Raw genomic sequence first — 6,000 nt, 5'->3', positions numbered from 1 at the left:
CCCCACCCGCCCCCCCCGCTTGGTGTTGGGGCGGCGGGGGCGGCTTTTTTTTTAAACCCCCCGGCCCCCCGGGGGCCCCCCCCCCGGGGGGGGGGGCCGCGACGCCGGTTCGATCACGGTTCCGGGAACGCCGCCGCGCACCGGTCGACATCGGCCACGTGCGCGGCGATCCGCGCCGGATCGTCGAAGGACGCGCGGAATCCGTTCCGGGCGAGCTCGGCCAGCGCGGCGCGGCCCAGCCCGAGGTGGGCGCGCACCGCCTCGTAGTTGTCGTTGAGGTAGCCGCCGAAGTACGGCGGGTCGTCCGAGTTGACGGTGACCAGCACCCCGGCCTCGACCAGGGCGCGCAGCGGGTGCGCCGCCATCGAGGGCACCACGCGCAACGCGACGTTCGACAACGGGCAGACGGTCAGCGGCACCGCCGCATCGCGCAGCCGCGCCACCAGCTCCGGGTCGTCGATGGCGGCGACGCCGTGGTCGATGCGGTCCGGCCTGCACACGTCGAGGGCTTCGCGCACGTACTCGGCGGGCCCGTCCTCGCCCGCGTGGATCGTGGTGCGGTAGCCGCGGGCGCGGGCGGTCGCGTAGTAGTCGGCGAACTTGGCCGGCGGGTTGCCGCGCTCGGCCGCGCCGAGCCCGACACCCAGCACCCGCTCGCCCCAGGGCCGGATCAGGTCCAGGACTTCCAGCGCGGCGCCCTGCGTGCGGTGCCGCTGGCTGGTGACGAGCAGCGCGCCGTCGATGCCGCACTCGGCCCGGGCGTCGTCGATCGCGGCCAGCACCGGGTCCAGCTGGTCGGCGATCGGCACGCCGGCGTCGAGGAAGGTCTGCACGCCGAGGAACATCTCGGCGCGGCGCACCCCGTCGGCGTCGGCGCGGGCCAGGTAGGCGTGCGCGAGGTCGTAGAAGTCCTGGCCGGTGCGCAGCACCGACGCCGCCCGGAACAGCAGGGCGAGGAAGTGCTCCAGGCCGGTGAACTCGTAGGCGGCGCGCACCTGCTCGACGTCCGGCCAGGGCAGGTCGACGCCGTTGCGGGCGGCGAGCGCGAACAGCAGCTCCGGTTCCAGCGTCCCTTCCAGGTGGACGTGCAGCTCGGCCTTGGGCAGCGCCGGGATGAACGGGTCCGTCATGGCACGACTCCTCAAAAGTGAACTGAACGATTCACTTCTAGTCGTACCCTATCCGAGCAGCCCGCCGATGGCGCGGACGTGCGCCGCGTCCACCCGGGACCGCGGTTCACCGCAGATCAGCTGCAGCTGCAACCCGCGCCACAGCGCGACCACCGCGACCGCGGTCGCCTCCGGATCCGCGACCTCCGGCGCGTCCCGCAACGCCTCGGCGACCACCGCGGTCCACCGGTCGCGGACCTCCGCGAGGAACCCGGCGTACTTGTCGGGCAGGTCGACGGCCATGCCGACGCGCGCGAAGAACAACCGCAGGTGCGGCAGCCGCTCGGGGTCGGCGAGGTGCCCCCAGGCGGCCGCGAGCCGATCCGCGGTCCCGCCCGGCCCGCGCAGCAGCTCCGCGAGCCGGTCGAGCAGCACCGTGCCGCCGAGGATCTCGTCGATCGCCGCGCCGAGCAGCTCGTCCAGCGAACCGAAGTGGTAGAGCAGCATGCGGTTGTTCGAGCCGATCCCCCGCGCCAGCTCGCTCAACGACAACCCGATCACCCCGCGCGCCAGGACGAACTCGCGCGTCAGGCCCAGCAACCGCGCCCGCTCACCAGAACCACTCGCCACCGCCGGATCGTAACCACGCCCGCCCGGGTCGCCGGGAACTCACCGCCGGCCCGACGAACTCACGGCCGGGCGGAGCCGTCCGCGGTACCGCCCCGCGCCGCCCCGCGGTCCGGCCGGGGTCAGCCGCCCCAGCTCGCGATCGGAGCGCCGAGCACCTCCCGGTCGACCTCGATGCCGAGACCGGGTGCGGTTCCGGGCAGCACTCTCCCGCCGATGATCCGGGCGCCCGAGTCCGCCGTGCGCCGGGTGACCATGTCCGCGCAGTTGAGCACGCAGCGCAGCAGCCTCGGCGGCACGGTGGCGCCCAGATGCAGGATCGTGGCGAACGCGATGTCCGAACCCACGGTGTCCTGCACGCTCGCGGTGAGCCCGGCCGCGCGGCAGAGGTCCCGGTGGCGCCGGCTCGGGGTCAGGCCACCCGCCTTGGAGATCTTCAGCCCGATCCCGTCGGCGACGTCCGCCGCGACCAGGTGCGCGAGGTCCCCGTCGGCCTGGGCGAGTTCGTCGACGACGATCGGGACCGGGCACCGGCGGCGCAGCGACGCCGTCTCCCGCCACGTCGCGCAGGGCGCTTCCAAGGTGAAGTCCAGGCCTTCCGGGAGCAGCCGGATCATCCGCAGCGCCGTCTCCGGCAGCAGCCCGCAGTTCGCGTCCACCACGAAGTACTCGCCGGCGCGCCGATCGGCCAGGCAGGCGGCGATGCGTTCGGCGTCCAGCGCGGGCCCGCCTTCGCCGTCCAGCGCGCCGATCTTGATCGAGTGGCCGCGGTAGCCGCGCGCCCGGTGGTCGGCGACCCGCCGCCGCATCTCCTCCGGTTCCCCCGCGTGGATCGAGGAGATCATCGGCATCGGGACGTCCCACGAGCCGCCGAGCAGTGCGCACACCGGCAGGCCGACCGACTTTCCGAACGCGTCCCAGCACGCCACGTCCAGCGGCGTCTTCGCGTGCGGGTGCCCGACGAGCACGTCGTCCATGACGTCGCCGATCCGGTCCACCGCCCGCGGGTCGCGTCCCAGCAGCGCGGGCGCCAGCTCGGCGACGCCCGCGCGGACACCCGCGGCGTGCGCGGCGACGTAGGTGGAGCCGAACGGGGTGCTCTCACCCCAGCCCTCGGTTCCGTCGTCGCACGTGATCCGCACGATCGAGGCGTCGAAGGACTCGTAGGTCCGCCCGCCGGAGAGGGCGTAGACACCGCCCGAGTACGGCAGGTCCACCTGGTAGAGGTCGATCTTCGCTATCCGCATCTGGCACCTTCCTCGTGAGCGTCCGGGCCGGGCTCGTCAGGCGGGTGGCAGGAGCACCAGCTTCCCGACGTGGTCCTTCGCGGCGAAGTCCCGCTGCGCGCGGGCGATCTCCGCCAGCGGGTAGGTGCGGGCGACGACCGGCCGCACCTCGCCGCGCTCGACGTAGCCGACGAGGTTCGCGAAGACCTCGTCCTCCTGGAACGTGCAGCCGAGCACCGCGAGGTCCTTGAGGTACACCGTGCGCAGGTCGACCTCGGTGTGCGGGCCGCCGATCGCCCCGGAGATCGCGCAGCGCCCGCCGGGGCGCAGCACCTCCGGCAGCGACGGGAAAGCGGGTCCGCCGACCAGGTCGAGCACCACGTCGACCGAGGACGTGCCGAGCGCCTCGACGAGGTCCGCACCGCGGTCGACGACCTCGTCGGCGCCCTGGGCCCGGACCGCGTCGGCCTTCACCGCCCCGCACACCGCGATCACCTCGGCCCCGCGCCGCTTCGCCAGCTGCACGGCGGCGAGGCCCACTCCGCCGGACGCGCCGGTGACGAGCACCCGTTCCGCACCGACCGCGGCCCGGTGCAGCATGTTCTCCGCGGTCGAGTAGGCGCACGGCACCGCGGCCAGCTCCGCGTCGCTCCAGTCGCTGCGCACCGCGTAGGTGTCCCGATCGGGCGCGACGGTGAACTGCGCGAACCCGCCGTCGCACTCGCTGCCCAACGTCCAGCACTCGAACGGCCGGAAGCCGACCGGGCTGCGCAGCAGGTTCCGCACCAGCACCGCTGCCCGATCCGGTCGCGGGAGACGCCCGCGCCGACGTCGGCGACGTGGCCGCAGACGTCCGCGCCCTGGATGCGCGGGAAGCGGAGCGCGGCACCCGACCAGGAGGCGTCCGCGCCGTCGAGCCCGGCGACGCCCGCCGCCGCACCGGCACCGGTCGCGGCGGCCACGGACTTCGAGTACCAGCCGATCCGGGTGTTGACGTCCGTGTTGTTCACGCCCGCCGCGGCCACCCGGATCAGCACCTCGCCCGGGCCGGGCCGGGGCACCGGGACGTCGGTGCGGTACTCCAGCACGTCCACCCCGCCGTGGCCGGTCAGGTGCACTGCGGTCATCGTCGTCGGCAGCACGATCCACTCCTCCTCAGGTGGTCCGAACGGGAGCGGGCACGTCCCCTGCACCCGCTCCCGCCGCGAACCGGTGCGCTCCCGTTCCGTGCGGCCCTTCCCCGCGCTCGCACCGGTCGTCGTGGCGCAGGTTCAGCCCGCGCCCTCCCCGGAACGGGGGACGCCCAGCGGGTTCGCCGCCTGCAGCAGCGGTGGCAGCAGGGAGTCGGGGGCGTTCTGGAAGGTGACCGGGCGCAGGAACCGGTCGATCGCCGCGGTGCCCACCGAGGTGTGCGACGGGGCGGTCGTCGCCGGGTACGGGCCGCCGTGCTGCTGCGCGGCCGTCACCGCCACCCCGGTCGGCCACTGGTCGAACACGACCCGCCCGGCGCGGTCCGCGACGAGCTCGACGATGGGGAGCAGCCGGTCCCGTTCGGCGGGCCCGGGATCGCCGGAGGTCTGGACGGTGGCGGTGAGGCTTCCGTCGATCGCGGCCAGCACCTGCCGCAGCTCCTCGTCGGAGGCGTACTCGGCGATCACGGCGGTCGGCCCGAACGTCTCCTCCAGCAGCGCCCCGTCGAGCAGGGTCGACGCGGAACCGGCGTGCACGAGCGCGGGCGCGAACGCGGGCACCCCGGACTCGGTGCGCTGCTCCGCACCACGCACCAACACCTCGACCCCGTCGAGCGCGGCGACCTCGTCGAGCCGCGCCCGGTAGCCGTCCGCGATCTTCGTGGTGAGCATCCGGGCCGCCGGGACCTCCGCGGCCAGCTCGGCGATGCGGGCGGGGAGCCCGGAACCCGCCGGCACCAGCAGGATTCCCGGCTTGGTGCAGAACTGCCCGGCGCCGAGCGTGAACGAGGAGGTGAAGCCGCGGGCGATGTCCGCGCCGCGCTCGCGCTCCGCCTCCTCGGTGACGACGACGGGGTTGATGCTGCCGAGCTCGCCGAAGAACGGGATGGGGTTCGGCCGGGCCGCGGCGACGTCGAACAGCGCGCGGCCGCCCGCCACGGATCCGGTGAACGCGGCCGCCTTGATCCGCGGGTCCTCCAGGGCGCGCCGGCCGTCCTCGATCCCGGTGATCAGCGCGAAGGTGCCGTCCGGCGCGCCCGCCGACCGGAGCGCGTCGCGCACGACCTCCGAGGTGCGCAGCGAGGTCTCCGGGTGCCCGGGGTGCGCCTTGAGCACGACCGGGCAACCCGCGGCGAGCGCGGAAGCGGTGTCCCCACCGGCCACCGAGAACGCGAACGGGAAGTTGCTCGCGGCGAACACCAGCACCGGCCCGATCGGCAGCAGCACCCGCCGCAGGTCCGGGCGGTGCCCGAGCGCGGAGTCCGGGTCCTCGTGGTCGAACCGGATCCGCAGGTAGGAGCCGTCCCGCAGCAGGTCGGCGAACATCCGAAGCTGCACCGTGGTGCGGGTGACCTCGCCGGTGAGCCGCCCCTCCGGCAGGCCCGACTCCGCGACCGCCACGGGCACCAGCGACCCGGCTGCGGCATCGAGCGCGTCGGCGACGGCGGTGAGCGCGTCCGCGCGCTCGGCAGGGGTGCGCCGCGCCCAGGCGGGGGCCGCGGCAGCGGCGGCCGCGAGCGTGCGGTCGAGGTCCTCCTCGACCGCGCCGCGGACCGGGGTGTCCATCGTGCTCACTGGGAGGTCGTCCTCTCGTTCGGGGAAGGCGTGCGCGGGCGCCGCGGGACGGGCGCGGGCGTCGGGGCGGCGCCGGCTCACGCGGATCGCCGCGGTGCGCCGGACCGCGGGGCTCGGGCCGCTCCCGGAACCTCCGGCACCGCGGTGGTGCGCTCGGACGGCTGTCACATCGGTGACGTGCACTAGGTGGATGATTAGTTCACATTGTGATCACTAAGCGGCCAGTCTGGACGTCACCGACTCGGAGTGTCAATACTCCGCCAGGGCCCCGAT

5 protein-coding genes and 1 pseudogene are annotated in these 6,000 nt (G+C 74.6%); all 6 read right to left on the bottom strand.

Annotated elements, in window-relative coordinates; all coding sequences use genetic code 11:
- Positions 1 to 113: 113 nt before the first annotated feature.
- Positions 114 to 1,130 (bottom strand): adenosine deaminase, encoded by a 1,017-nt coding sequence (gene add, locus LCD35_RS00510; protein WP_224961569.1) that lies wholly within the window; start codon positions 1,128 to 1,130, stop codon positions 114 to 116.
- A 48-nt stretch (positions 1,131 to 1,178) separates the two neighbouring features.
- Complete coding sequence (locus tag LCD35_RS00505; RefSeq protein WP_224961567.1) at positions 1,179 to 1,739, bottom strand: TetR/AcrR family transcriptional regulator; 561 nt, start codon at positions 1,737 to 1,739, stop codon at positions 1,179 to 1,181.
- 119 nt (positions 1,740 to 1,858) lie between these two features.
- Positions 1,859 to 2,983: a mandelate racemase/muconate lactonizing enzyme family protein gene (locus LCD35_RS00500; RefSeq protein WP_224961565.1), complete on the bottom strand. Its 1,125-nt coding sequence runs from the start codon at positions 2,981 to 2,983 to the stop codon at positions 1,859 to 1,861.
- A gap of 36 nt (positions 2,984 to 3,019) precedes the next feature.
- The gene (locus LCD35_RS00495; protein ID WP_224961563.1) at positions 3,020 to 3,754 is read right to left on the bottom strand and encodes a zinc-binding dehydrogenase; all 735 of its coding nucleotides are present in this window, start codon (positions 3,752 to 3,754) and stop codon (positions 3,020 to 3,022) included.
- Positions 3,755 to 3,777: 23 nt separating this feature from the next.
- Positions 3,778 to 4,089, bottom strand: a pseudogene (locus tag LCD35_RS00490) (alcohol dehydrogenase catalytic domain-containing protein); the annotation flags it as partial.
- A 144-nt stretch (positions 4,090 to 4,233) separates the two neighbouring features.
- A complete protein-coding gene (locus tag LCD35_RS00485) occupies positions 4,234 to 5,718 on the bottom strand; it encodes an aldehyde dehydrogenase (NADP(+)) (protein WP_224965860.1) in 1,485 nt (494 codons plus the stop codon).
- Positions 5,719 to 6,000 lie beyond the last annotated feature (282 nt).

The sequence above is a fragment of the Saccharopolyspora sp. 6V genome (genome assembly GCF_020176785.1).
GTDB lineage: Bacteria > Actinomycetota > Actinomycetes > Mycobacteriales > Pseudonocardiaceae > Saccharopolyspora_C > Saccharopolyspora_C gregorii.
Note: the sequence above shows the minus strand (reverse complement) of the source record. Positions and strands in the feature narration are given on the sequence as shown.